This is a genomic window from Curtobacterium sp. PhB142 (assembly GCF_004341255.1).
In the GTDB taxonomy this organism is placed as follows: domain Bacteria; phylum Actinomycetota; class Actinomycetes; order Actinomycetales; family Microbacteriaceae; genus Curtobacterium.
In genome coordinates, this window is record NZ_SLUT01000001.1 from 500,847 (window position 1) to 525,594 (window position 24,748).

Consider the following 24,748-nt stretch of genomic DNA (forward strand, 5'->3'; position numbering starts at 1 on the left):
GACCCCTCCCTGACCAGCGTCTCACCAGGTGGTGCTGCCGTACACTAGCCCGGACGGACAGACGGAGGAGTACGTGCCAGAAGGTGTGACCGCGGGGATCACCCTCCTCGCCAACCGTTACGAGATCGGTGATGTCATCGGCCGAGGCGGCATGGCAACCGTGCACCTCGGCAACGACACCCGTCTCGGTCGCAAGGTCGCGGTGAAGCTCCTGAAGCCGAGCCTGGCCAACGACCCGGCGTTCCGCACCCGGTTCCGGCAGGAAGCACAGGCCGCCGCACGTATGGCGCACCCCACGGTCGTCCGCGTGTACGACGCCGGCGAAGAGACCGTGACCGAGACCTCGGGCGCCGAGGTGCAGGTCCCCTTCATCGTGATGGAGTACGTCGAGGGCCGCCCGCTCTCCGACATCATCGCCGAGGGCGCCGTCGCTCCGGCCGAGGCCGTCCGCATCACCGAGGGCATCCTCACCGCGCTCGAGTACTCCCACCGTGCCGGCGTCGTGCACCGCGACATCAAGCCCGCCAACGTCATGGTCACGCACAGCGGCCAGGTCAAGGTCATGGACTTCGGCATCGCCCGAGCCATCACCGACACCTCCGCCACGGTCGCGCAGACCACGTCGATCCTCGGCACTGCGTCGTACTTCTCGCCGGAGCAGGCCCGAGGCGAGACCGTCGACGCCCGTACGGACATCTACTCCACCGGTGTCGTGCTGTTCGAGCTGCTCACCGGCCGTGCGCCCTTCCTCGGCGACACCCCGGTGGCGGTGGCCTACCAGCACGTCAGCGAGCAGCCCGTCGCCCCGTCGTCGATCACACCAGAGGTGTCTCCGGCACTCGACGCCGTGACCCTGCACGCCCTGGTCAAGGACCGCACGCGCCGCTTCCAGAACGCCGCCGAGTTCCGTTCGGACCTGCAGCAGGCCGCTGCGGGCCGGGTTCCGGCATCCACCAAGAAGATCCAGCAGAACGCGGCGAACGACGCCTCGACGGTGCTGTTCGGGGTCGACCCGCGCACCACGTCGAACCCCGCCGCGGCGTTCCGTGAGCTCGACGACGACACCGCTGAGCACCGCCCGCAGCGCACGCAGAACCGTCCGCCGGTGGCGTGGATCTGGGTCGGCATCCTGCTGACGGTCGCGGTCATCGTCGGGGTCGTGTTCTTCGTCGCGAACCTGCAGCCGGGCAAACCGCCGGTGTCGTCGTCCGTGAGCGTGCCGAACGTCACCGGGTCGACCTTCAGCGCCGCGTCCACCGCCCTCGAGAAGAAGGACCTGACGGCGGTCAAGGTCGAGGAGAACTCCGACTCGGTCGACAAGGGCACGGTCATCCGCACCGACCCGGGCTCCGGCATCAACGTGGGCCGGAAGTCCAGCGTCAACGTGGTCGTCTCCCTCGGCCCCGAGCGGGTCCCGGTCCCCGAGCTCAACGGGCAGTCCCAGGCAGCGGCACAGCAGGCACTGGACGATGCAGGCTTCCGCGTCGGCGCGATCAGTTCCGACTACTCGTCCGACGTGCCGGAGGGCACCGTGATGAGTTCCGACCCCGAGTCCGGTTCGCTCCACACCAAGGGCATCGTGATCAACCTCACGGTGTCCAACGGCAAGGTGCAGCTGCCGAACGTCACGAACCAGCAGTTCTCCGAGGCGAAGGCGTCGCTCGAGCAGCTCGGCCTCACCGTGACGCCGTCGCCGTCGTACTCGTGCACGGGTGGGCTCGTGACGCAGCAGGACACCCCGCAGGGCGATGTCGCCCAGGGCAGTGCCGTCGCCCTGACCTACTGCGCCGCGTCGAGCCAGCCGACCCACGCCCCGTCGTCCGACAACGGGAACGACAAGGGCGACAACGGGGACACCGGTGGAGACAACGGGGACACCGGCGGCGACAACGGCGACGGTCGCTGATCGTCCCGATCAGGAACGACGCCACCGCGGCCGTCGCGCCGACCACACGCACACGCGTGCGGCGTGACGGACCGGTGACGGGCCTCCCGTCGGCACGCTGACGGCCAGGAGGCCCGGCGCACCCCCGCCACGCGTCCGCGGGCCCGTCAGGTCGTCGCGTCCACTGCTCCATGCGCGTCGACACGCGACGCCGTCGCGTGCGCTCTGACGAGTCAGCCGCGGTGCGTCGCGATGAGCGGGCCGAGCCCGTCGGCGCGCTCGGCGGCCCCGGAGAGACCGGTGGTCTCGAGCCAGTTGCCGACCATGCGGTAGCCACCCTCGGTCAGGACCGACTCGGGGTGGAACTGCACCCCGTACAGCGGGTGGTCGCGGTGCTGGACACCCATGATGACGCCGCCGCCGGTCCGGGCCGTGACGGTGAGTTCGTCGGGCACCGTGCCGTTGACGATCGCGAGGGAGTGGTACCGCGTTGCCGTGAAGGGGTGCGGCACTCCGGCGAAGAGCGTGCTGTCGTCGTGGTCGACCTGCGAGGTCTTGCCGTGCATGAGTTCGTCGGCGTGCGTGACCGTGGCGCCGAGGGCTTCTGCGATCGCCTGGTGGCCGAGGCAGACCCCGAGCAGCGGGGTGCCGGACGCGATCGCCGCGTGCACCGTTGGGATCGAGACGCCGGCGTCTGCCGGGGTCCCCGGGCCGGGCGAGAGCAGGATGCCGTCGTAGTCGGCGATGCGGTCCGCGATCTCCGACTCGGGGAAGGCGTCGTTGCGCACCACGTCCGTCTCGGCTCCGAGCTGCTGGACGTACCCGTTCAGCGTGTAGACGAAGCTGTCGTAGTTGTCGACGACGAGGATCCTGGTCATGGCGGTTCACCGTACTCGTGGGGGATGTGTGCAGCGGTCTGCGGGCCGATCCACACACGTGGTCACGGTAGGATACCGGCCATGGCCAGTGACAAGGACCGCACCAAGCCCGCCCGGAGGACCCGAGCCGACTCGGTCGACACCGCGGGGGACGCCCCGAACCCGGTGTGGTTCAAGCCGGTCATGTTCGGCTTCATGCTCATCGGCCTCGTCTGGGTGATCGTCTTCTACATCTCGAACGCGACCCTGCCGGTGCCGAGCCTCGGCTCGTGGAACATCCTGGTCGGCTTCGGCATCATGTTCATCGGCTTCCTCATGACCACCCGCTGGCGCTGATCCGCAGCCTCGAGACACTCCGACGCCCGTCGCACCAGTTGGTGCGGCGGGCGTTGTCGTTCTCCACAGGACTTGCTGCCGCTGATCCCCGGATCATCGAGGATCCGGGCGGTTCTCCACACTTCTCCACACTCTCCACATCGTCATCCACACCCCGACCCCGGAGTTATCCACAGCTGAGTCCACAATGGGGATAATCACACGCGTGTAACTCACCGGTTTCTCCACACCTGTGGATAACTCTGCGGACGCCTTGTGGACGGCGGACTGGAGGCCCGTGGCGGCCTGGCACCGTGCCTCCCGTCCGCCGTCCAGTCGCGGGAGCGACGAATGCGCGGCTGGCTGCGCCGTTCCGCCTGCGAAAGCGTCAGATGTCGCCGAAAGGTCGGCGACAGACTGTCGCTTCCGCGGGAGAGTGGCCGCACGACGGGCTGGGCGCACGGATGTCTCGGAACGACGAACGCCCCGCCGCTGATGCGACGGGGCGTTCGGTGGACGTGTGTCCGGGTCGGGTCAGCCGATGGTGACCGCGTACCCGACTGCGGTGAGGACGATGCCCACCAAGGCGGTGGCGACGAGCAGGCCGATCTGCAGGGGCCGCTGCCGGATGTTCCGGGTCTTGGCGAACACGAAACCCACCAGGAAGCCGCCGATGATGCCACCGACGTGCGCCTGCCACGAGATGTTCGTCCCCGGGAGGAACCCGACGACCAGGTTGAGGCCCATGATCACGAGGAGCTGCACTGCGTTCTGCCCGAGGCTCCGCTGCAGCACGAAGAACGCCGCGAAGAGCCCGAAGATCGCACCGGACGCCCCGACCACCCAGGTACCGGGAGCGAGGAACGTGACGAGCATCGAACCGAAGACCCCCGTGATGAAGTACAGCGCCACGAATCGCCAGGCACCGAGCATGTTCTCGAGCATCCGGCCGAAGATCCACAGTGCCCACATGTTGAACACGATGTGGAGGATGCCCGAGTGGACGAAGAGCACGGTCACGACTCGCCACGGTTGCGTGGGTAGCAGCAGCGAGTTGTAGGCGAGCAGACTGGTGAAGAAGCCACCACTGACCTGGTCCAGCAGCCAGATGGCGACCGTGATCGCCACGATGACGACCGTCGCCTTCTGGTCGAGCATCGCGAAGCGCCGTCGCGCGACCGTCAGCCCACTGGGGGCTCCGGACGCGCGACGGTTCGCTGCGAACTGTGCGCGCTGTTCACGCACGCACTCCGGGCAGTGCACCCCGACTGCCGCCGGCGTCTGGCACTCCGGGCAGATCGTCCGCCCACAGCGCTGGCAGAGCACGAAGCTCTGCCGGTCCGGATGCCGGTAGCAGGTGTTGTTCGGGTTGTACGCCTGGTCGGTCACGTGAGGATCAGACGCCTTCGACGTCGATGCTCTGGATGACCACGTCCTCGACGGGCTTGTCACGGCCGTCGGTGGGAACACCCTCGATGGCGTCGACCACGGCACGCGACTCGTCGTCGGCGACCTCACCGAAGATGGTGTGCTTGCCCTGCAGCCACGGCGTCGCCACCGTGGTGATGAAGAACTGCGAGCCGTTGGTGCCACGGCCGCCCTGGATGCCGGCGTTGGCCATGGCGAAGATGTAGGGGTTCTGGAACGTGAGCTCGGGGGAGATCTCGTCGTCGAAGCGGTAGCCCGGACCGCCGATGCCCTGGCCGAGCGGGTCACCGCCCTGGATCATGAAGTCCTTGATGATGCGGTGGAAGACGACGCCGTCGTAGAGCTTGTCGGTGGAGACCTTGCCCGTACCCGGGTGGGTCCACTCCTGCTTTCCCGTGGCGAGGTCGACGAAGTTCTTGACGGTCTTCGGTGCGTGGTTGCCGAACAGGTTGACGCGGATGTCGCCCTTGTTGGTGTGGATCGTTGCGACAGCGGTGTGCAGAGACATGTTCCGATTCTCGCATGTACCGGCTGCGTACGGACCGGACCCACAGGTGAGGCTCCGTGACCTGTCAGGGACTCTGGTGGCAGGATGGGGTCACGCCGATCCGATGGAGGTACCAGATGACGACGATCGAGATCCCGCGCAAGCGTCGGAAGCAGATCAAGAAGCTCAAGGGCCAGACCGCCTCGCTCCTCGGAGAGCAGCGCAAGGTCCTCGAGCACGCGAACGCGATCCTGGCGGAAGCCCGGTCGAACGCAGCCGACGCAGCCCGCAAGGACATCGCCCCTCGTGTGCAGAACGCGATCGACAACGGGATCCGTCCCGCGGTCGCGACCGGGGTCCACGCTGCGACGTCCGCAGCACAGAACGCTTCGCACAAGTTCCAGTCCGAGGTCATCCCCGGACTGGTGTCGACCGCTGGCTCCGTGCTGAGCGTCACCGACCTCGCGAAGGACCCCCGGGTCAAGAAGATCGTGAAGAACGCCCAGAAGAAGGGCAAGAAGGCCAAGAAGGCTGCTGTGAAGTACGTGCCGTCACAGCAGAAGAAGGGCATCGGCTTCGGTGGTGTCGCACTCATCATCGTCGGCGTCGTCGCCGTTGCTGGTGCTGCGTACGCCGCGTACCAGACGCTCCGCGCCGACGACGACCTGTGGGTTGCCGACGACGCTGACACGGCGGAGAAGCCTGCCGCCTGACCTCCACGGTTCGTACGAAGGGCCCCGGCACTCCGCCGGGGCCCTTCGTCGTTCCCGGGCTTGGCGACCATGCACCCGCGCGCGGTGACGCGCCCTGAGCGCGCCCACCCACCCGCCTGGAGGCCCGCACCGGCCTGGCACCGCGCCTCCCGTCCGGCGGGCCGTCACGCAACACGCCCCGGGGCAGCCACCGACAGGTCGCATCCTGTCGCCCGACGGACGCGCAGACGACAGTTCCAGCCACCTCGGCAAACCGCACGCGGCATGTCGTGACCACTCGACAAGAAGCAACCTGCAGGGAGAGTGGCGAACCCAACCATCGCGGAGCGGCGCGTCGCCGAAGGCGCGCAGACAAGCACGACGACCGAAGACGGCGGAGCGAGGAACGAGCGAAGCAGGACTCGTGCAGAGGGAGTGGAGCCTGGGAGAATCGAACTCCCGACATCCTGCTTGCAAAGCAGGCGCTCTACCAACTGAGCTAAGGCCCCGGGTGCCACCGAGGTGATCGGCGGCGGGATGGAATTGTCGTGTGTTCCGAAGAACTGGTGGGGCTACAAGGACTTGAACCTTGGACCTCTTCGTTATCAGCGAAGCGCTCTAACCGCCTGAGCTATAGCCCCTCAGACCGGATGAAAGCCTACCCCACGGATCTCGCAGAACGAAATCGAGCGGTCGGCTCACCCGGCCCGGGTGTGTCAGTTGTTCGTGAAGCCGACGAGCAAGCCGCCGGTGATGCGAACACTGAGGTTGTAGAGGACGCTCACGATGGCGCCGAGCACGGTGCCGACGACCACGTTGAGGATGCCCACGACGATGGAGAACCCGAGCACCTGGCCCAGTGAGAACTGGTCCATGATCGAGTAACTGTTCTGACCGGTGACGTCCTTCAACAAGGCGTCCACCTGCGTGAACACGCCCGTCTGGTTCAGGATGACCCACACCAGCGCCGTGGCGACCACGATCACGATGCTGCCGGCCAGGGCGATGAGGAAGCTGAGCTTCACCATCGACCAGAAGTCGACGTAGACCAGCCGCAGCCGCACTTGGCGGGTGCCGACGGGTCGCTTCGCCTTCTTCTGGAGCTTCTCGGCGACACTACTCATTGCTTGACTGGTCCTCTCCGGCCTCGTCCGCGACGGGCTCGGTGTCGATGGGATCAGTGGAGTCCGGGGCCGCTTCGGAAGGGCTGACCGTCTCCACCGGGCCCGCTGGCTCGATCTCGGCGTCGTCCTGGTCGACCAGGTTCCGCTCGGTGTTCTGGGCCACTGCGATGATCTTGTCGTTCGCCGCGAACCTGGCGAAGACGACACCCATGGTGTCGCGACCCTTGGCAGGGACCTCGGCCACGGCAGACCTTACCACCTTGCCCGATTGCAGCACGACGAGCACTTCGTCGTCCTCACCGACGATGAGAGCACCCACAAGGTCGCCTCGGTCGGTCGCCAACTTCGCCACCTTGATGCCCAGACCACCGCGTCCCTGGATGCGGTACTGGTCGACGGCGGTGCGCTTGGCGTACCCGCCCTCGGTCATCACCCAGACGAAGCCGTCGTCCGACACCACGCGTGCGGCCAGGAGCGAGTCGCCGTCGCGGAAGGACATGCCCTTCACGCCGGAGGTCGACCGACCCATCGGCCGCAGGGTGTCGTTCGTCGCGGTGAAGCGCAGCGACATGCCCTGACGTGAGACGAGCAGCAGGTCGTCGTGCTCGTCGACGAGCAGCGCCTGGCGGAGCTTGTCGCCGTCGCGCAGGTTGATCGCGATGATGCCACCGGTGCGGTTGGTGTCGTACTCGGTGAGCGCGGTCTTCTTCACCAGCCCGTGCTCGGTCGCGAGGACGAGGTACTGCGCGACCTCGTAGTCACGGATGTCGAGCACCTGCTGGATCTGCTCGTCCGGCTGCATCGCGAGCAGGTTCGCGACGTGCTGGCCCTTGGCGTCGCGGCCCGCTTCCTGCAGTTCGTACGCCTTGGCGCGGTAGACCCGGCCCTGGTCGGTGAGGAACAGCAGCCAGTGGTGCGTCGTCGTGACGAAGAAGTGCTCGACGATGTCGTCCGCGCGGAGCTGGGCGCCACGGACACCACGGCCACCGCGGTGCTGCGAGCGGTACTGGTCGCTGCGCGTGCGCTTGACGTATCCGCCGCGGGTGATGGTGACGACCATCTCCTCTTCGGGGATGAGGTCTTCCATCGACATGTCGCCGTCGTAGCCGAGCATGATCTCGGTGCGGCGGTCGTCGCCGAAGCGGTCGACGATCTCCTCGAGCTCGTCGCGGATGATCGTGCGCTGCCGGGTCTCCGACGCCAGGATGTCCTGGAAGTCGGCGATCTTGCGCTCGAGCTCTTCGGCCTCGTCGTGGATCTTCTGGCGCTCGAGGGCGGCCAGTCGACGGAGCTGCAGCTCGAGGATCGCGCGCGCCTGGATCTCGTCGACGGACAGCAGGTCCATCAGGCCGGAGCGGGCCTCTTCGACGTCGGGCGACCGACGGATGAGCGCGATGACCTCGTCGAGGGCGTCGAGCGCTGCGAGGTAGCCGCGCAGGATGTGCGCGCGCTTCTCGGCCTCGCGCAGGCGGAACTGGGTGCGGCGGACGATGACGTCGACCTGGTGCGCGACCCACGCCGAGATGAACCCGTCGAGCGGCAGGGTGCGGGGGACACCGTCGACGATCGCGAGCATGTTCGCGCCGAAGTTCTCCTGCAGCTGCGTGTGCTTGTACAGGTTGTTCAGCACGACCTTGGCGACGGCGTCGCGCTTGAGCACGATCACCAGGCGCTGGCCGGTGCGACCAGAGGTCTCGTCGCGGATGTCCGCGACGCCGGCGAGCTTGCCGTCCTTGACCAGGTCGGCGATCTTGATCGCGAGGTTGTCCGGGTTGACCTGGTACGGCAGCTCGGTGACGACGAGGCAGGTGCGACCCTGGATCTCCTCGACGTTGACGACGGCGCGCATCGTGATCGAACCACGACCGGTGAGGTAGGCGTCCTGGATGCCCTTGGTGCCCAGGATCTGCGCACCGGTCGGGAAGTCCGGCCCCTTGATGCGCTGCATGAGCGCGGCGAGGAGCTCTTCGCGCGTCGCCTCGGGGTTGTCGAGCGCCCACTTCGCGCCCTCGGCCACCTCGCGCAGGTTGTGCGGCGGGATGTTCGTCGCCATGCCGACCGCGATGCCGACGGAGCCGTTGACGAGCAGGTTCGGGAACCGTGCCGGCAGGATCGCGGGCTCCTGGGTCCGACCGTCGTAGTTGTCCTGGAAGTCGACGGTGTCCTCGTCGATGTCCCGGACCATCTCCATGGCAAGCGGCGCCATCTTGGTCTCGGTGTACCGCGGGGCTGCTGCGCCGTCGTTGCCCGGCGAGCCGAAGTTGCCCTGGCCGAGTGCGAGCGGGTAACGCAGCGACCACGGCTGCACCAGACGGACCAGCGCGTCGTAGATCGCCGAGTCACCGTGCGGGTGGAACTGCCCCATGACGTCACCGACGACGCGGGAGCACTTCGAGAACGCGCGGTCCGGACGGTAGCCGCCGTCGAACATCGCGTAGATCACGCGGCGGTGCACCGGCTTCAGGCCGTCGCGGACCTCGGGCAGCGCGCGGCCGACGATGACCGACATCGCGTAGTCGAGGTAGGAACGCTGCATCTCGAGCTGCAGGTCGACCTGCGAGATGCGGTCACCGGAGACGACGATGTCCCCGCTGTCGCCGTGGACGATCTCGGGCTGCTCGTCGGGGGCGTTCTCGTTGTCGTCAGCCATTGGCTTGCGTTACCTTTCTGACGGCCGGGAGGCCGTGGTGACGTTCGTCGCGGTGGACGCGACCACAAGTGGTCCGGACCAGAGCACGCGGCTGGCACCGCGCCTCCAGGCCAGGGTCGAGATGTCGAGTGTGTTCAGATGTCCAAGAAGCGGACGTCCTTGGCGTTCTGCTGGATGAACTGCCGACGTGCGTCGACGTCTTCACCCATCAGCGTCGAGAAGGTGCTGTCCACCGCGGCGGCGTCCTCGAGCGTGACCTGCAGGAGCGTGCGGGTGTCCGGGTTCATCGTGGTGTCCCAGAGCTCCTTGTAGTCCATCTCGCCGAGGCCCTTGTAGCGCTGGATGCCGTTGTCCTTCGGGATCCGCTTGCCGGCGGCGATGCCCGACTGCATCAGGGCGTCGCGCTCCCGGTCGCTGAACACGTACTCGTGTGCGGCGTTCGACCACTTGAGGCGGTACAGCGGCGGCTGCGCGAGGTACACGTAACCGCGCTCGATGAGCGGCCGCATGTAGCGGAACAGCAGGGTCAGCAGCAACGTGGTGATGTGCTGGCCGTCGACGTCGGCATCGGCCATCAGCACGATCTTGTGGTACCGGGCCTTGTCCGGGTCGAAGTCCTCACCGATGCCGGCGCCGAACGCCGTGATCATCGACTGGATCTCCTGGTTGGCGAGCGCGCGGTCGAGCCGCGCCTTCTCGACGTTCAGGATCTTGCCGCGCAGGGGCAGGATCGCCTGGGTCATCGGGTTGCGGCCCTGAACGGCGGAACCGCCGGCGGAGTCGCCCTCGACCATGAAGATCTCCGACAGGGTCGGGTCCTTCGACTGGCAGTCCTTCAGCTTGCCGGGCATGCCACCCGACTCGAGCAGCCCCTTGCGACGCGTGGTCTCGCGGGCCTTGCGGGCGGCGAGTCGAGCCTGCGACGCCTGGATCGCCTTGCGGACGACGTCGCGGGCCTGGGTCGGGTTGCTCTCGAACCAGTGCGTGAGCTCGGCGCCGACGACGCGCTGCACGAAGCCCTTCGCCTCGGTGTTGCCGAGCTTCGTCTTCGTCTGGCCCTCGAACTGCGGTTCGCCGAGCTTCACGGAGATGACGGCCGTCAACCCTTCACGGATGTCGTCACCCGTCAGGTTGTCGTCCTTTTCCTTGATGATCTTCGTCTCGCGCGCGTACTTGTTCACCAGGTACGTCAGCGCCGCGCGGAAGCCCTCTTCGTGGGTGCCGCCCTCGTGCGTGTTGATCGTGTTCGCGAAGGTGTGGACGCTCTCCTGGTACGAGGTGTTCCACTGCATCGCGACCTCGAGCGCGATCTTGCGCTCGGTGTCCTCGGACTCGAAGCCGATGACGTCCGGGTGGACGAGGTCGGCCTTCTTCTGCGCGTTGATGTACTCGACGTAGTCGGCGAGACCGCGCTCGTACATGAAGGAGTCGTTCCGCGCCTCTTCCCCGTCTTCCGGGGTGCGCTCGTCGCGCAGGTTGATCCGCAGGCCCTTGTTGAGGAAGGCCATCTGCTGGAACCGGGTGCGCAGGGTCTCGTAGTCGAAGACGACGGTCTCGAAGATCTCGGCGTTCGGCCAGAAGGTGATCGTGGTGCCGTGCTCGTCGGACGGTTCGTCCTTGGTCAGCGGTGCGACCGGGACGCCGTCGGTGTAGCTCTGGCGCCAGACGTGGCCCTGCTGTCGGACCTCGACGTCGAGCTCGGAGCTCAGCGCGTTCACGACGGAGGAACCGACACCGTGCAGACCACCGGACACCGCGTACGCGCCGCCGCCGAACTTGCCGCCGGCGTGCAGGACGGTCAGGACGACCTGGACGGTCGAGACGCCCTCGGCCGCGTGGATGCCGACCGGGATGCCACGGCCGTTGTCGACCACGCGGACACCGCCGTCTTCACGGATGGTGACGTCGATGGTGTCGCAGTACCCGGCGAGGGCTTCGTCGACGGAGTTGTCGACGATCTCCTGGACCAGGTGGTGCAGACCGCGGGGCCCCGTCGAACCGATGTACATACCGGGACGCTTGCGGACCGCCTCGAGCCCCTCGAGCACCTGAATCTGGTCTGCTCCGTAGGAAGGTTCGCTCTGCGGGGTCTCCGCGTCGAGCGGGTTCTGCGGGTCGTCTTCAGATTCTGATGCCATGTCGAGCGTGCTCCTGCCTGCGCGCGGAACGCCCGCGCACTGCACCTCCCAGTCTACCGCAGAGGCCCCTCTTTCGAGGGCTCATCCGGCCCACAGGCGGGCTTTTTTGGCACCACAGGATGATTTCGTCGACTCAACCGTAGGTGTCGCGAGGACCGCGCCCCTGGACCGTCCTGGGGCCGCGTTTCCAGGTGGGGACGTCCGGCCCCGAAACCCGGATCGACTCCACCCCGGCTTCCGGGTGCCGCTCGGCGATGGTCGTCGTGACGCTGGCACGCATGAGACGGAGCTGGGTCGCCCAGGCCGTCGAGTCACACCGGATGACCAGCGCACCGTCGTCGATGGTGACCGGCGTGGAGTGCTTCGCGAGTTCCTCACCGACGACGCTCGGCCAGTCCACGAACAGCTCAGAGCGGGCCAGGGGTTCGGTCCACCCGAGCTCGTTGGCCAGGGATCCGACCACGTCACCGAGCCCTCGGGGCTCACGGCCGCGGCCGTACGGGACGGTGTCGGCGTCGAACTCGCGGGAGCGACGGCGGCGGGCGTCGACCCCGCGCTTCGAGGGGTCGCCGAAGACGGCCCGGAGGTGCCGGTACAGCTGCGACGGCTCGGTCGGCTTCCACGGGCGGGGCATCAGGCGTCGGCTTCCGGCGGGGTCGCGTCGGTCTCGTCGGTCACGATCGTGCCCGCCTCGATCCGCACCGTGTGCGCGGCCAGCTGGGAGGGGACGTCGCCGAACACCGCGGCAGTGATGAGGACCTGCTCGTAGTCGGCCACGGCGTTCCCGAGGCGTTCGCGCCGGGATTCGTCGAGTTCGGCGAACACGTCGTCGAGGATGATGATCGGATCACCGAGGTTCGACTCCGCCCGCAGGATCGACGCGCTCGCCAGCTGGATCGCGAGCGCGAAGGACCAGGACTCTCCGTGACTGGCGTACCCGCGGGCAGGTAACCCGTTGAGCTGGAACAGGACGTCGTCCCGGTGGGGCCCGACCAGGGTCAACCCGCGGTCGAGTTCGTCACGACGACGCCGCTCGAGGGCAGCCGCGAACGCCTCGGCTGCGGCGGTCACGCTCACCGGCTCTTCGGGGGTGCCGAGGACCGGGTCCGTCGCGGCGGCGGCCTCCGGGTCACCGCCACGGATCGAGAGCACACCGGCGATCGAGGCATCGTGGTCCTCGCCCGCGACGGTGGCGTACGCCTCGGCGACGAACGGTGCGAGCCGGCGCGTCAGGTGGTCGCGCGCGGCGACGATCTCGGCACCGAGTCCGACGAGGCGGTCGTCCCAGACGTCGAGCGTCGACAGCGCGTTGGCCTTGGCGCCGGTGGCACGGGCCGACTTGAGCAGGGTGTTCCGCTGGCGGAGCGTGCGGTCGTAGTCGGCCAGGACCCCCTGCATCCGCGGTGCGATCTGGCCGAGCAGTTCGTCGAGCATGCGTCGGCGACCGGCCGGTTCGCCACGGACCAGGGCGAGGTCCTCGGGAGCGAAGAGGACGGAGGTGCAGTAGCGCGGGAGTTCACGGGGCTTGATCGCGGACCGGTTCACCTGCGCACGGTTCGCCCCGGTGCGGTTGATCTGCACCTCGGCGAGGATGCTGCGGTCCTCGTGCGCCAGGCGGGCCCGGACGATCGCGGCGTCGCAACCCTGGCGGACGAGCGCGGCATCCGTCGGGACCCGGTGGGAACCGAGCGTCGACAAGTAGCCGATCGCCTCGACCAGGTTGGTCTTGCCCTGTCCGTTCCGCCCGACGAACAGGTTCGGCCCGCGTGCGAGGTCGACGTCCGCCTCCCGGTAGTTCCGGAAGTCGGTGAGTTGGAGATGGTCGACGTGCACGCGGGCCGAGTCCGGGTTTCCCCGGGTGGTCCTAGGACTTCTTGACGGCGTGACCGCCGAACTGGTTGCGGAGCGCCGCGACGGCCTTCATCGTCGGGGACGCGCTGCCCTGACGCGAGACGAAGCGCGCGAAGATCGACGCCGACAGCGCCGGCATCGGAACGGCGAGCTCGATGCCCTCTTCCAGCGTCCAGCGGCCCTCGCCCGAGTCCTCGACGTAGCCCTCGAGCTCGTCGAGCTTCGGGTCTTCGTTCAGGGCCAGGACCATGAGGTCGAGCAGCCAGGAACGGACGACCGTCCCGCGCTGCCACCCGGCGAACACGGCGGGGACGTCGGTGATCAGGTCCTTGGCCTCGAGGAGCTCGTAGCCCTCGCCGTAAGCCTGCATGATCGCGTACTCGATGCCGTTGTGGACCATCTTGGCGTAGTGCCCCGCGCCGATCGGACCGGCGTGCGAGAAGCCCTCTTCGCGCGGGCCCTCGGGGCGCAGTGCGTCGAAGACCGGCATGGCGAACTCGACGTCCTTGACGTCACCGCCGACCATGAGGCCGTAGCCGTTGTCCTTGCCCCACACGCCGCCGGAGACGCCGGCGTCCATGTAGCGGATGCCGCGCGCACCGAGTTGCTCGGCGTGCGTGGTGTCGTCGAGCCACTTCGAGTTGCCACCGTCGATGACGAGGTCGCCCTCGTTCAGGACGCCGGCGAGCTCGGAGATGACGTCGTCGGTGATCTTGCCGTGCGGCACCATCACCCAGACGAGTCGCTGACCCTCGGGCAGGGCGCCCGCCAGGTCTGCGAGGCTCGCGACGTCGGAGACGGCGGGGTTCGCGTCGTAACCGGTGACCTCGATCCCTGCGTTGCGGAGACGGGCACGCATGTTGTTGCCCATGCGACCAAGGCCGACAAGACCGATGTGCATGATTTCCTCTTCTGTTTCGTCGTCGCGCTGCGTCCGCGGGTGGTGCGTCAGCGCAGTGTTCCTGTTGCGCCTATCGCAGCAGCAGGTTGGGCTGCAGCAGGTACCGGTATCCATCGGTCGCGGCAGCCTCTTGCGAAGTCTGGCCGGTGATCAGCACCGGGCCCGGCTTGTTGGGGTTCTCCGTCTTGGTGAAGGAGATGCGGACGAACTCGGAGTGCACCGCGTTCAGTCCGTCGAGGAGGAAGGCGGGCTTCAGCGAGACCACCGTTTCCTCTCCGGTCAGCAACGCACTGATCGACTCTGACGCCTGCGCTTGTTCGGATCCGATCGCCTCGAGCGTGAGCCCGTCGACCGTGAAGGAGAACCGGAGCGCTGCTTCGCGCTCCAGGACGAGTGAGACCCGTCGGACGGCTTCGACCAGCTCAGCGGTGTTGATCACCGCGTGGTCGTTGACGTTCTCGGGGAAGAGCCGGCGGACCGGCGGGTAGTTGCCCTTGATCAGCAGCGAGGTGACGGTCTTGTCGTCGGCGTGGAACGCGATGAGCTCACGGTCCGAGTTGCCGCTGATCGAGACCGAGACGGTGGACGCCGACCCGAAGGTGCGACCGACCTCCTGCAGGGTGCGGGCAGGGACGAGGGCGTGCAGCGGGTCCGAGCCGACGCGGCCGGAGTCCCACGCGATGGTCCGGACGGCCACGCGGTACCGGTCCGTGGCGATGAGCGACAGGTCGTTGTCACCGACCTCGAGCTGGACACCGGTGATGACGGGGGTGACGTCGTCGCGGCTGGCAGCGACGGCGACCTGCGACACGGCCTCGGAGAAGGCATCGCCGGGGATGACACCGGTCTGCGGACCGATCTCGGGCAGCGTCGGGTACTCCTCGACCGGCATGGACAGCAGCGTGAAGTGCGCCGATCCGCAGGAGACCGAGATCTTGGAGTCCTCGGTCGTGAAGGTCACCGGGGCGTTCGGCAGTCGGCTCGCGATGTCGTTCAGCAGGCGACCGCTGACCAGGACCGTGCCCGGGTCGTCGATCTGCGCCGAGATGGACGTCTGCGCCGAGACCTCGTAGTCGAACGACGAGAGCGTCAGACGATCGCCGTCGGCGTGGATCAGGACGCCCGACAGGATCGGGAGGGTCGTGCGCTGTGGGAGGAGTTTCACCGCGAAGGAGACGGCTTCGGAGAAGACGTCCCGGTTGACCTCGAACTTCACAGCTGGAACCCCTGTCGATCGGCTTGGACTGTCCGGCCGCCCCATTCTGGCACAGGCGGACGTGGGCCGGATTTCTTGTCATCCCGCCGTCCACAAGGTTGTCCCGAGGAGATGGATCGTTAACCAGGAGTAATGGTGTTAACGCCTGTGCACACTGTGGATAACCCTGTGCATGCCGCTCGGCCGTAGGGAACTACACCGTTGTGACTTGTGGGCGAGCTGTGGGCGACGTCGGGATGAATGAATCTCATCTATCCACTTCCATCCCCAGTTTCCACAGGAGGCCCCCTCGCTGTGAACAACCGGGCGGCGTGTCCTCCACAGTTATCCACAGGCTATCCACACTGTGAGAACTCCGGCCCATGGAACCGTCTCAGATGGTGGATGCGCCCGGAGACGTACCGATCTCAGCGGTAGCGGCGGTCCTGTTTGATGCGGCTCGTGAGCTCGGTGACCTGGTTGTAGATCGACCGCCGCTCCTTCATGAGCTCGGTGATCTTCTTGTTCGCGTACATGACCGTGGTGTGGTCGCGGTTGCCGAACAGCTGCCCGATCTTCGGGAGCGACAAGCTCGTGAGCTCGCGGCACAGGTACATCGCGATCTGTCGCGCGGTGGCGATCGCCTGCGAACGGGATGAGCCGTACAGGTCGTCGACGGAGAGCTTGAAGTACTCCGCGGTGTGGTTGATGATGTCCGTCGGCGCGACGACGTTGTCCTCGTCGAGGGTGATCAGGTCCTTGAGGACGGTCTGCACCAGGGCCATGTCGACGGCCGTCCGGTTCAGGCTCGCGAACGCCGTGACGCGGATGAGCGTCCCCTCGAGCTCCCGGATGTTGCTCGACACCTTCGAGGCCATGAACTCGAGGATGTCGTCCGGCACCTGCAGGTGGTCGGACTGCGCCTTCTTGCGGAGGATCGCGATGCGTGTCTCGAGCTCGGGCGCCTGCACGTCCGTGATCAGACCCCACTCGAAGCGCGACCGCATGCGGTCCTCGAAGCCGGTCAGGTGCTTCGGTGCGACGTCGGACGTGATGACGACCTGCTTGTTGTGGTCGTGCAGCGTGTTGAACGTGTGGAAGAAGGCCTCCTGCGTGGAGTCCTTCCCCTGCAGGAACTGGATGTCGTCGATCAGCAGGATGTCGATGTCGCGGTAGCGCTGCTGGAACTGGTTCGAGCGGTTGTTCGCGATCGAGTTGATGAAGTCGTTGGTGAACTCCTCGCTCGACACGTACCGGACGCGGATGCCCGGGTAGAGGCTCTCGGCGTAGTGCCCGATGGCGTGGAGCAGGTGGGTCTTGCCCAGCCCGGAGTCGCCGTAGATGAAGAGCGGGTTGTAGGCCTTCGCCGGAGCCTCGGCCACCGCGACCGCTGCGGCGTGGGCGAAGCGGTTCGACGAGCCGATGACGAAGTTGTCGAAGTTGTACTTCGGGTTCAGCCGCGACTCCGGCCGGCCGCTCGTGCCCGGGGAGTCGATCTGGCTCGGCACGAAGGGTGCCTCGATGTACTGGCGGGGTGCAGCGCTCTGCTCCACTGCTTCCTGGACGGGCTCGGCGTATTCCGGCACGTTCGGGTCGACGCGCGGCTCAGACGCCATGTCGGGGTTCACCGTGATGGCGAAGTTCGCGACCGAGTCGTCACCGATGCGGGCGACGGCCTCGGTGATCGGGATGCGGATCCGCTGCTCGAGCATGCCGCGGGTCAGGTCGTTCGGGACCTCGAGGTACAGGGTGCCGGCGAGGACGCCCTTCGGTTCGACCAGGTTGAGGAACCCGTGGAGCTGCGGCGTGATGCGGGGGTCTTCGCTGAGGATTCCGAGTACGGATGACCAGAGGTCCTCGACGGGGTCGGCCGGCATCGTCATGTCGCGCTCGTCTCCAGGTGTGTGTCGTGCGTTCGGTGCCGGACCGGGGTGCGTCCTGCTGGGTCGGACGTGCCGGAGTGCCGCGGGGTGTGGCACTCAGCGGACCGTGTCGTGCGCCGGCGGTTCGTCGGGGTCTCGGGGGCTTCGTCGACGCCTCGTACCGCGCGTGTTCCCACAGGGTTGTCCACAGTGTTGTCCACGACCGCCCGGATCCGTCGGACAGGAGTACTTCCCTGTCGTACCGGGGCGCGGGGCCGATCGATGACCCCACTGTAAAGGACCGGGCCGGGTGGCACCGAACGGAAGTTGTCCCCAATGTGGAGAATGGACCGCAGCGGTGTCCTCGACGCCTCCGGCACCGAAGCCGGCCCGATCGGCGTTTGACCTGCTCGCTGCTGTCACGTACCGTTAACCAGTTGACTGCGGCCGATTGGTCGCGCCCATCTGCGTCGTTCGACACCGAGCGATGACACATACATACGTGACGGCTCGCCGCGAGCAGCCGTGTGGAGAGATCATGAGCAAGCGCACCTTCCAGCCGAACAACCGTCGCCGCGCCAAGAAGCACGGCTTCCGCCTCCGCATGCGGACGCGTGCCGGCCGCGCCATCCTGTCGGCGCGTCGCGCCAAGGGCCGCACCGAGCTCTCGGCCTGATCAGGCTCACTGCCTGATCCGGTCCTCGGTCTGACCCCGGCATCGCAGTGTTGGCCAGCGCCAACCGCATCGTCCGCGGGGACGACTACCGGAACGTCGTGCGTCGTGGTCGCAAGAGCGCCACGGCGCACGTCGTCGTGTCCGTGGTCCGTCGCTCGACGGACTCTGCCGGACCGTCGCGGTTCGGGTTCATCGTCGCGAAGACGGTGGGCAACGCCGTGACCCGGAACCTGATCAGGCGGCGGCTCAAGGCGATCGCGCACGGCATCCTCGCCGACTCCCCCGTGGGGTACGACGTGGTGGTGCGCGCACTGCCAGCCGCATCGCAGGCCGGATGGCCTACCCTGCTCGAAGACGTCGTGCGCTCCTTCGCGCGCGGGGTGGAGAAGGCAGCATGAACCGCACCCTGTGGACCCGGCTGGCCTGGGTCGCCGCGTTGCTCCCACGCAACGCGTGCGTCGTCGTGCTCCGGGCCTACCGTGCAGTGATCTCCCCGTTGTACGGCAACGTCTGCCGGTACCACCCGTCGTGCTCCCGGTACGCCCTCGAAGCGATCCAGCAGTACGGCGTCGTCCGCGGATCCGCGATGGGCGCCTGGCGTATCGCTCGCTGCAACCCCTGGGCTGCAGGCGGCATCGACGACGTCACGGAACGTCGTCGCCCGTTCGTCGTCAACCGGTTCGGGTTCGTCCTCGCGCCGATCCCGCAGCAGCCGCACCCCGCGGTCGGAACGGCCCGGCCGGTCCTGCTCCCCCAGCGCACTCGAAAGGCGTAGCCGTCCCCATGGACATCATCGGATTCGTCCTCTGGCCGCTCAAATGGGTGGTCTCCGCCATCCTCGTCGGCTTCCACTGGATCTTCGAGAGCATCGGCATGGACCCGGGCGCGGGTATCACCTGGGTCCTCTCCATCATCTTCCTGACCTTCGTGGTCCGCGCCGCGCTGATCCCGATCTTCGTGCGGCAGATCAAGTCGCAGCGCCGCATGCTCGAGGTCGCGCCGCAGCTGAAGAAGATCCAGGACAAGTACAAGGGCAAGAAGGACCAGTTCTCGCGTGAGGCCATGAGCCGCGAGACCATGGCCCTGTACAAGGAGACGGGCACCAACCCGCTGAGCTCCTGCCTGCCGCTGCTGCTGCAGATGCCGATCTTCTTCTCGCTGTACTCGGTGCTGCACGAAGCCCAGATCAACAAGACGGGCATCGGCCTGCTCACGAACGACCTCGCGGCGTCGTTCGGCAACGCGGCCCTGTTCGGCGCTCCCCTGCACGAGACGTTCACCAACGCCTCCGGGTGGGAAGTGCGTGCGATCGCCGGCTTCATGATCGTCGTCATGACGGCCTCGCAGTTCATCACGCAGCTGCAGCTGGTGGCAAAGAACATGTCGCCGGAGACCAAGGCGTCGCCGATGTACCGCCAGCAGAAGATGATGCTGTACATCCTCCCGCTGGTCTTCGTGATCTCGGGTCTGAGCTTCCCCCTCGGCGTCATGTTCTACTGGCTCGCCTCGAACGTCTGGACGATGGCGCAGCAGTACTTCGTCATCCGCAGCATGCCGACGCCCGGTTCCGAGGCGGCCCTGGCACGTGAGGCGCGTCTGGCCAAGAAGGCCCAGCGTCGCGGGATCGCCAACCCGGTCCTCGCCGAGGCCGGTGCCGGTGCTGGCGCCGCCGAGATCGAGGCCGTGCGGGTCACCACCCAGCGTTCGCAGCCGGTCGGCAAGCAGCGCTCGAAGAAGAACGGGAAGAAGTAAGTGACCGAGCAGGACACCGCCGCAGCCGTCGACACCACCGAGGTCCCGGACGAGGACGCCCGTGACGAGGCTGACATCGCTGCGGACTACATCGAGGAACTCCTCGACATCTGCGACCTCGACGGGGACATCGAGATCGAGGAGCGCGCCGGTCGCGTCTACCTGTCGGTCACCGACGACGGCGAGGCGCTCCGCGTCCTCTCGAAGCCGGACACGGTCACGGCCCTGCAGGAACTCACCCGCATCGCCGTCCAGGCCGAGACGGGCGAGTTCAGCCGGCTCATCTTGGACGTGGGCGGTTCCCGTGACGCTCGTGCCGACGAGCTGCAGCGACTGGTCGACACCGCCGTCGAGCGCATCGAAGCCGGATCGTCCTCCGCAGCACTCCCCCCGATGTCGTCGTACGAGCGCAAGCTGGTCCACGACCTCGTCGCTGAGAAGGGCTTCCACTCGGAGTCCGAGGGTGAGGGTCGGGACCGCCACACGGTCGTCACCCGATGACGGACGAGTCGGTGTCCGCGGACACCGCTCCCGCGCCTTCGGACGCTGCTCCGGAGCTCGAGGCTGAGCCTGCAGCTGCGTCCGCGCTCTTCGGCGATCAGATCGAGACGGCTCGGTCGTTCACGAACGAGCTGGCTCGCCGGGGCGAGGAGCTGGGCCTGATCGGCCCGCTCGAGCTGCCTCGACTCTGGACGCGACACATCCTCAACTCTGCTTTGTTGGCGCCCCTCCTGGAGGCCCGTGGCCGGGTTGCCGACGTCGGTTCGGGTGCGGGATTGCCCGGTCTCGTGCTCGCGATCGCCCGTCCGGACGTGCACTTCACGCTCATCGAGCCGATGGAGCGCCGCGTGGACTGGCTCACCGGTGAGGCGAGCCGGCTCGGCCTGCCGAACGTGACGGTGGTCCGCGGCCGCGCCGAGGACGTCTCCGACGACATCGTGGTCGACCAGGTCACTGCGCGTGCCGTCAGTGCGTTGTCGAAGCTCATCCCGATGACGGTTCCACTCGTCCGCTCGGGCGGGCAGCTCATCCTGATGAAGGGTGCGCGAGTCGACGACGAGATCGAGAAGGCGCGCAAGGTGATCCTTCGCCAGCACCTCTCGGACGTCGAGGTCCTCGAGCTCGGGGACGGTGTGGTCGCAGAGACCACGCGGGTCTTCCGGGCTACAGTTGACTGACCCTGCGGCTCGGATCGGGACAACTGATCCCATGCTGCTCCACGTTTCACGTGAAACACCGAACCGGGGAAGAGGCACTCGTTGAGCTCATCGACCGATTACGACGCGTCGACTCCGCTTGCTCGCGAGATCGCCGACCTGAACCGCCGGCGTCGTGCGATCGCGACGCAGCAGTTCCCGTTGCCCCCGAAGACGCGGATCATCACCGTGTCGAACCAGAAGGGTGGCGTCGGGAAGACCACGACGACCGTCAACTTGGCCGCCGGCCTCGCGCACGGTGGCGCACGGGTGCTCGTGATCGACCTCGATCCGCAGGGCAACGCGTCGACGGCCCTGGGCGTCGACCACCAGGCTGAAGTCGCGAGCATCTACGACGTCATCGTCGACGAGGCCGCGATGGCCGACACTGTGCAGCGCTCCCCCGAGTCCGACACCCTGTGGTGCGTCCCGGCGACGATCCACCTCGCGGGCGCTGAGATCGAGCTCGTCTCCTTGGTCGCTCGAGAACAGCGCCTCCGTACGGCGCTCGATCTGTACCTCCAGTCGCTGGACGAGCCGTACCACTACGTCTTCATCGACTGCCCGCCGTCGCTCGGTCTCCTCACGATCAACGCGTTCGTGGCGGCCCAGGAAGTCCTGATCCCGATCCAGTGCGAGTACTACGCGCTCGAGGGACTCAGCCAGCTGCTGCGCAACATCGAGCTCATCGAGCGGCACCTCAACCCGAACCTCCGGGTCTCGACGATCCTGCTCACCATGTACGACGGTCGGACCAACCTGGCGAACCAGGTGGCGAACGACGTCCGCGAGCACTTCGGTGACCAGGTCTTGAAGGCGATGATCCCCCGATCCGTCAGGGTGAGTGAAGCGCCGAGTTACGGACAGAGCGTCGTCGCGTACGACGTGAACTCCACCGGGTCGCTCTCCTACTTGGAAGCGGCCGCCGAGATCGCAGCACGAGGAGCGTAAGACTGATGGCACCCAAGCGAACCGGACTCGGCCGCGGCATCGGCGCGCTTATCCCGACGGCGACGGACCAGCAGGACCGCCCCGTCGACGTGTTCTTCCCGACCGGTGGGTCGCCGGCGTCGGCACCCACCGCGGACGAACTCGTTGCTGTTCCGGGGGCCCGACTCGCGAACCTCAACCCGCTGGACGTGATCCCGAACGGGCAGCAGCCGCGCAAGGAGTTCCGCGAAGAAGAGTTGCAGGAGCTCGTCCACTCCATCCGTGAGATCGGCGTGCTGCAGCCCATCGTGGTCCGTCCGATTCCCGGGGCTGCCGGGACGGAGCCGCAGTACGAACTGATCATGGGTGAGCGGCGCCTCCGCGCCACCAAGGAACTCGGGCTCACGACCATCCCGGCGATCGTCAAGGAGACGCCAGACGACGCGATGCTCCGGGACGCCCTGCTCGAGAACCTGCACCGGGCGCAGCTCAACCCGCTCGAAGAGGCTTCTGCGTACCAGCAGCTCCTGGCGGACTTCGGGATCACGCAGGAACAGCTCGGCCAGCGCATCGGCCGCTCGCGTCCGCAGATCACCAACACCATCCGTCTGCTGCGGCTCCCCTCCCCCGTGCAGCGTCGGGTCGCTGCCGGCGTGCTGTCGGCCGGTCACGCCCGCGCGATCCTTGCTGCCCCGGATGCGGAGGCGATGGAGTACCTCGCCGAGAAGATCGTCAACGAGGACCTTTCGGTGCGCGCTGCCGAAGCGATCGCACAGCAGTTGGCGACGAAGACCCCTCCGAAGACCACGCCGCAGCCCTCCAAGAACCAGGCGCACTTCAACGACCTTGCTGAGCGCATCGGTGACCGGCTGAACACACGGGTCAAGATCGCCGTCGGTGCCCGGAAGAGCTCCGTGACGATCGATTTCGCGAACGGTGACGACCTCAATCGCATCCTGTCGGAGCTGGGGATCAGCGACGTCTCGTCCTGACGGCTCGTCAACGGCGCTGAGCGCCCCGTAGCGGGCCTCGCATGCCTGGTGCGGGTGCCTTGAGCGGTGAGGGGTCGTTCGGCGCGGTACGGGGCGCGGAGCCGTTCCGCTGGTTCGAGTTCACGAGCAGCGAACGGGGAGCGCGTACGTTTCACGTGGAACACTGCCAGGCTCGCATCATGAGATCCCGCAATCCCGAGCCGCTCTGGCGTTATGTCGTCGGTCAAGAACTCCGCGCTCGTCGCCGCGTCCGCGGGGACACCCTGCAGGACGTCGCTCGTCGCGCAGGGGTGTCGCCGCAGTACCTGTCGGAGATGGAACGGGGGCGGAAGGAGCCCTCGAGCGAGATGCTGGCAGCAGTGGCCGGCGCACTCGAGAGCTCCTTGCTGGACTTGACGGCGGCGGCGGCAGAACAGCTCCGCGAGCGAGCACGTTCCGCAGGTACTGGTGGCGAACAAGTGCGGAGCGCGTTCGTCCTCGCTGCGTGAAGCGTCAACGGTCAGCGCCGTCCGTCAGCGTCGAGTGATCACGTGGTCCACGAGACCGTACTGTCGGGCCTGTTGGGCCGTGAAGACGCGATCGTGGTCCGTGTCGGCTCGGAGTCGGTCGATACTCTGGCTGCTGTGCTCGGCGAGCAGGTACTCGATCTCGGCCCGGATCCGGACGACCTCGTCCGCCTGCAGGATGAGCTCGGGAATGGCCCCCTGTCCCTGGGCCGCGGGCTGGTGGAGCACCACCCGAGCGTGTGGCAGTGCCGATCGCTTTCCGTCGGCGCCCGCGGCAAGCAGGACGGCTCCGACACCGATTGCCTGCCCAATACAGGTGGTCGCGACGGCGGGGCGGATGAACCGCATTGTGTCGTAGACGGCGAGCATGGCACTCGGGTCGCCGCCGTCGCAGTTGACGTAGAGCTGCACGTCCGAGTCCGGGTTGTCCGACTCGAGGAAGAGGAGTTGCGCGATGAGGGCATTGGCCACGCCAGCATCGATCGCGGTCCCGATGTAGATGATCCGCTCGGTGAGGAGGTGCGAGTAGACGTCCAAGACTCGGTCGCCGCGAGCGTCACGCGCGATGACGTTCGGGATCGTGTACGTGCTCATCGGTCTCCCTCCCCTGCCGCAGGCCCGCCGAAGCCTGTCATCGTGGAACGCGGCTGCTGGGGCCGGATCACCGAGAAGTCGTCGACGATCAGGTCGACGAACCCGTAGTCGAGGGCCTCCCGCGCGGAGTACCAGTGGTCGTGCAGCGAGTCCTCGAAGATGCGGTCGACCGTCTGTCCGGTGTCCGCTGCGATGAGTCCGAGCACGGTGTCGCGGGTGTCACGGAGGTGGTCTGCCTGTAGAGCCACGTCCACCGCGCTCCCCCCGATCCCTGCGGATCCCTGGTGCATCAGGATCCGGCTGTGCGGTAGCACTCGTCGCTTGCCAGGAGTACCCGAGGACAGCAGGAACTGCCCCGCGCTGCAGGCGATCCCGAGTGCGAGCGTGCTGACGTCGTTGGGGATCACCCGCATGAGGTCCCGGAGTGCGAGCATCGCCGGGACCGAGCCTCCGGGCGAATGGATCCAGAGCGCGATGTCGTTCCAGGGGTCCGCCGTCGCGAGCTGTACCAACTGCGTCATCAAGACCGTGCCGTTGTCGTCGTCGAGGGCGCCGTCGAGTACGAGCACGCGTTGGTCGAGAAGGGCTCGCCGGTACTCGGTCGTGAAGGCTGCGGGGGGTGGTGAATCGGTCATGCGTCCACCGTGCGCCCGCAGATGACCTGGGGCACCCGTTGCTGCTCATAGCGGATCAGCT

The 24,748-nt window shown here is 67.2% G+C and carries 25 protein-coding genes and 2 tRNA genes; 12 read left to right on the forward strand and 15 right to left on the reverse strand.

Annotated features, from left to right (window positions below; genetic code table 11):
• The first annotated feature begins 85 nt into the window (after positions 1-85).
• Positions 86-1,906 carry a Stk1 family PASTA domain-containing Ser/Thr kinase gene (gene pknB / locus EDF31_RS02435; RefSeq protein WP_131845192.1) on the forward strand — a complete coding sequence of 607 codons (1,821 nt, stop codon included), beginning with the start codon at positions 86-88 and terminating at the stop codon, positions 1,904-1,906.
• A gap of 212 nt (positions 1,907-2,118) precedes the next feature.
• Here the strand turns inward: pknB and EDF31_RS02440 are convergent, their stop codons facing one another.
• Positions 2,119-2,763: a gamma-glutamyl-gamma-aminobutyrate hydrolase family protein gene (locus EDF31_RS02440; protein WP_131845067.1), complete on the reverse strand. Its 645-nt coding sequence runs from the start codon at positions 2,761-2,763 to the stop codon at positions 2,119-2,121.
• Between the two features lie 81 nt (positions 2,764-2,844).
• On the opposite strand from EDF31_RS02440, the gene EDF31_RS02445 reads away from it, so the two are divergent.
• A complete protein-coding gene (locus EDF31_RS02445) occupies positions 2,845-3,099 on the forward strand; it encodes a cell division protein CrgA (RefSeq protein WP_123292935.1) in 255 nt (84 codons plus the stop codon).
• A 513-nt stretch (positions 3,100-3,612) separates the two neighbouring features.
• On the opposite strand, the gene EDF31_RS02450 is transcribed toward EDF31_RS02445, so the two are convergent.
• Together EDF31_RS02450 and EDF31_RS02455 are read right to left on the reverse strand one after the other, a co-directional pair.
• Entirely contained in the window at positions 3,613-4,467 is an 855-nt protein-coding gene (locus tag EDF31_RS02450) for a rhomboid family intramembrane serine protease (protein WP_131845068.1), read from the reverse strand.
• 7 nt (positions 4,468-4,474) lie between these two features.
• Complete coding sequence (locus EDF31_RS02455; RefSeq protein ID WP_111083688.1) at positions 4,475-5,014, reverse strand: peptidylprolyl isomerase; 540 nt, start codon at positions 5,012-5,014, stop codon at positions 4,475-4,477.
• Between the two features lie 116 nt (positions 5,015-5,130).
• Here EDF31_RS02455 and EDF31_RS02460 point away from each other — a divergent pair, with 116 nt between their 5' ends.
• Entirely contained in the window at positions 5,131-5,706 is a 576-nt protein-coding gene (locus tag EDF31_RS02460) for a hypothetical protein (RefSeq protein ID WP_111083687.1), read from the forward strand.
• 415 nt (positions 5,707-6,121) lie between these two features.
• Here the strand turns inward: EDF31_RS02460 and EDF31_RS02465 are convergent.
• The 10 genes from EDF31_RS02465 to dnaA all read right to left on the reverse strand — a co-directional run bounded on the left by EDF31_RS02465 (position 6,122) and on the right by dnaA (position 17,427).
• Positions 6,122-6,194 (reverse strand) — tRNA-Ala (locus EDF31_RS02465).
• A gap of 55 nt (positions 6,195-6,249) precedes the next feature.
• Positions 6,250-6,326, reverse strand: a tRNA-Ile gene (locus EDF31_RS02470).
• Between the two features lie 75 nt (positions 6,327-6,401).
• Positions 6,402-6,809, reverse strand: coding sequence for a DUF3566 domain-containing protein (locus EDF31_RS02475; protein WP_027466922.1), 408 nt, complete (start codon positions 6,807-6,809; stop codon positions 6,402-6,404).
• Entirely contained in the window at positions 6,802-9,459 is a 2,658-nt protein-coding gene (gyrA, locus tag EDF31_RS02480) for a DNA gyrase subunit A (protein WP_243649811.1), read from the reverse strand. Before gyrA ends, EDF31_RS02475 begins: the two co-directional genes overlap by 8 nt.
• Before the next feature lie 134 nt (positions 9,460-9,593).
• Positions 9,594-11,597, reverse strand: a complete 2,004-nt coding sequence (gene gyrB / locus EDF31_RS02485) for a DNA topoisomerase (ATP-hydrolyzing) subunit B (protein ID WP_131845069.1) — start codon at positions 11,595-11,597, stop codon at positions 9,594-9,596.
• 133 nt (positions 11,598-11,730) lie between these two features.
• Positions 11,731-12,231, reverse strand: coding sequence for a DciA family protein (locus EDF31_RS02490; protein WP_131845070.1), 501 nt, complete (start codon positions 12,229-12,231; stop codon positions 11,731-11,733).
• A complete protein-coding gene (gene recF, locus EDF31_RS02495) occupies positions 12,231-13,430 on the reverse strand; it encodes a DNA replication/repair protein RecF (protein WP_131845071.1) in 1,200 nt (399 codons plus the stop codon). Before recF ends, EDF31_RS02490 begins: the two co-directional genes overlap by 1 nt.
• Positions 13,431-13,461: 31 nt before the next feature.
• On the reverse strand, positions 13,462-14,349 hold the full coding sequence (gnd, locus tag EDF31_RS02500; protein WP_131845072.1) for a phosphogluconate dehydrogenase (NAD(+)-dependent, decarboxylating): 888 nt from the start codon (positions 14,347-14,349) through the stop codon (positions 13,462-13,464).
• 70 nt (positions 14,350-14,419) lie between these two features.
• Positions 14,420-15,565, reverse strand: a complete 1,146-nt coding sequence (dnaN, locus tag EDF31_RS02505; RefSeq protein ID WP_111083683.1) for a DNA polymerase III subunit beta — start codon at positions 15,563-15,565, stop codon at positions 14,420-14,422.
• 407 nt (positions 15,566-15,972) lie between these two features.
• Complete coding sequence (dnaA, locus tag EDF31_RS02510; protein ID WP_111083682.1) at positions 15,973-17,427, reverse strand: chromosomal replication initiator protein DnaA; 1,455 nt, start codon at positions 17,425-17,427, stop codon at positions 15,973-15,975.
• Between the two features lie 517 nt (positions 17,428-17,944).
• Here dnaA and rpmH point away from each other — a divergent pair.
• The 9 genes from rpmH to EDF31_RS02555 all read left to right on the forward strand — a co-directional run bounded on the left by rpmH (position 17,945) and on the right by EDF31_RS02555 (position 23,440).
• A complete protein-coding gene (gene rpmH / locus EDF31_RS02515; protein WP_022889115.1) occupies positions 17,945-18,082 on the forward strand; it encodes a 50S ribosomal protein L34 in 138 nt (45 codons plus the stop codon).
• A 47-nt stretch (positions 18,083-18,129) separates the two neighbouring features.
• On the forward strand, positions 18,130-18,480 hold the full coding sequence (gene rnpA, locus EDF31_RS02520) for a ribonuclease P protein component (protein WP_131845073.1): 351 nt from the start codon (positions 18,130-18,132) through the stop codon (positions 18,478-18,480).
• On the forward strand, positions 18,477-18,857 hold the full coding sequence (gene yidD / locus EDF31_RS02525) for a membrane protein insertion efficiency factor YidD (RefSeq protein WP_165901008.1): 381 nt from the start codon (positions 18,477-18,479) through the stop codon (positions 18,855-18,857). Before rnpA ends, yidD begins: the two co-directional genes overlap by 4 nt.
• 8 nt (positions 18,858-18,865) lie before the next feature.
• Entirely contained in the window at positions 18,866-19,834 is a 969-nt protein-coding gene (gene yidC / locus EDF31_RS02530; protein ID WP_131845074.1) for a membrane protein insertase YidC, read from the forward strand.
• Positions 19,835-20,335, forward strand: coding sequence for a R3H domain-containing nucleic acid-binding protein (locus EDF31_RS02535; protein ID WP_111083678.1), 501 nt, complete (start codon positions 19,835-19,837; stop codon positions 20,333-20,335). It begins immediately after the preceding gene.
• Entirely contained in the window at positions 20,332-21,012 is a 681-nt protein-coding gene (gene rsmG, locus EDF31_RS02540; protein ID WP_131845075.1) for a 16S rRNA (guanine(527)-N(7))-methyltransferase RsmG, read from the forward strand. Before EDF31_RS02535 ends, rsmG begins: the two co-directional genes overlap by 4 nt.
• Before the next feature lie 81 nt (positions 21,013-21,093).
• The gene (locus EDF31_RS02545; protein WP_131845076.1) at positions 21,094-21,981 is read left to right on the forward strand and encodes a ParA family protein; all 888 of its coding nucleotides are present in this window, start codon (positions 21,094-21,096) and stop codon (positions 21,979-21,981) included.
• Positions 21,982-21,986: 5 nt separating this feature from the next.
• A complete protein-coding gene (locus EDF31_RS02550) occupies positions 21,987-22,952 on the forward strand; it encodes a ParB/RepB/Spo0J family partition protein (RefSeq protein ID WP_123292944.1) in 966 nt (321 codons plus the stop codon).
• Between the two features lie 179 nt (positions 22,953-23,131).
• The gene (locus EDF31_RS02555; protein WP_131845077.1) at positions 23,132-23,440 is read left to right on the forward strand and encodes a helix-turn-helix transcriptional regulator; all 309 of its coding nucleotides are present in this window, start codon (positions 23,132-23,134) and stop codon (positions 23,438-23,440) included.
• 24 nt (positions 23,441-23,464) lie between these two features.
• Here EDF31_RS02555 and EDF31_RS02560 read toward each other — a convergent pair whose 3' ends face one another.
• On the reverse strand, positions 23,465-24,052 hold the full coding sequence (locus EDF31_RS02560; protein ID WP_131845078.1) for an ATP-dependent Clp protease proteolytic subunit: 588 nt from the start codon (positions 24,050-24,052) through the stop codon (positions 23,465-23,467).
• Complete coding sequence (locus tag EDF31_RS02565) at positions 24,049-24,687, reverse strand: ATP-dependent Clp protease proteolytic subunit (protein WP_131845079.1); 639 nt, start codon at positions 24,685-24,687, stop codon at positions 24,049-24,051. The genes EDF31_RS02560 and EDF31_RS02565 overlap by 4 nt, the downstream gene beginning before the upstream one ends.
• Positions 24,688-24,748: the final 61 nt, after the last annotated feature.